The following is a 1,440-nucleotide window of genomic DNA, read 5'->3' as shown; positions in this document are numbered from 1 at the left end:
ACCGGTTCGACCGTGGCATGGCCGGCGTGTTTGCCGTCCAGCACGAGATGAGCGGCGAGATCGCCAAGGCGCTTGGCATGCAACCTTCGGCAGCGGAAAGCGAACGCATGGCGCGGCCGCCGACCGAAAACCTCGAAGCCTACGACTTCTATCTTCGTGCCGAGCAGACAGCACGGACCGGTCGGCGCGACGGCCTGCGGGAGGCGCTCACGCTCTACGACAAGGCCGAGCAGCTCGACCCCGCTTTTGCGGAAGCCTTCGCGGCGGATGCAAGCACGACGGTGTATATCTGGCGTGAATCGTTCAATGACATCATGCAGAGCGCGCCAGCACGAAAGAGAGCATATGAGAAGGCGAGCCGAGCTTTGCAACTCGACCCTGACCTTTCGTCGCCCTATGCTATTCTTGGGATCATGCAGGTCGTGGATCGCCGCTACGAGGAAGCCATCGCTTCGGTCGAGCGAGCCGTCGCACTCGGCCCCGGCGATGCTGAGACGCAAATAGCCCTGGGATACGTGCAACTGTTCGCCGGCAGTCATGCTGAGGCTGCCGAAGCGGTCGAGACGGCGCTCAGGCTCGATCCCAACCTTTCACCTGTAAACCGGCAAATTGCCGGTCTGGTCTTTCTAATTCAAGGGAGCAACGACAGGGCGATCGAGGCCCTCGAACGCACCCGCGACGATGCGCCGTCAGTCGGAGATTTCACGATCACGCTTGGTGCCGCCTACGCCCGCGCCGGCCGCCTGCAGGATGCCAGGGCGGCAGTGGCCGAGGGGCTAGGTGCCATGTCCACACCAGGTTTCGATTCATTGTCCGCATACCGACTCAACGGTGCCCAATATCGTAACCCGCAGGATTTGGCTCTCATCGTCGACGCGTTGCAGCAGGCGGGCTTGCCCGAATGGCCGTTCGGTTTCACCGGCGATGAGCACAACCGCTTGAAGGGCAAGGAGATCGCCTCGCTGGTGCTGGGCCATACTCTGCAGGGTCAGCTTGAGCCCGGACTCCAACCAGCCTTCCTCCAGATCGGGAGCGACGGCAAGGCAGCCTTCCGCTCCACGACGCGGCTGGTCACCGAGACCGTCCGTGTCGATGGCGACTTATTGTGCGAGCTGAGCGAGAATATGTTCGGGCGCCCCGACTGTGGACCCGTCTATAAACGCCGCGACGATGGAGGCGGCGGCTATTCCTTCGTCAACTCAAGCAAGGTGTTTCACTTTACGGTTGTTCAGTAGAAGCACACGCGCGTCATAACGGACGCACACACTCGCGTCCGATGCGGGACTAGAATAGGCTGCGCGAAGCCGCTTGATCGACCAAGGAGGGCGCAGGCAGGTATGGAGCGAAGGCTTACCGCGATCCTTGCTGCCGACGTGGTCGGCTACAGCACGCTCATGGGCGAGGATGAGGTCGGCACGCTCGAACGACTGAAGGGTTGCC

Annotated in this window: 1 protein-coding gene; it reads left to right on the top strand. The window is 62.1% G+C overall.

Annotation, left to right across the window (positions count from 1 at the left end):
* Positions 1-1,235 (top strand): tetratricopeptide repeat protein (locus tag NKK50_RS31230; RefSeq protein ID WP_352522341.1); only part of this gene is annotated, 1,235 nt, incomplete at its 5' end.
* Positions 1,236-1,440 lie beyond the last annotated feature (205 nt).

The organism is Mesorhizobium sp. M0001, assembly GCF_040324255.1.
Taxonomy (GTDB): Bacteria; Pseudomonadota; Alphaproteobacteria; order Rhizobiales; family Rhizobiaceae; genus Mesorhizobium.
This window is presented reverse-complemented; position numbering and strand designations above follow the sequence as displayed.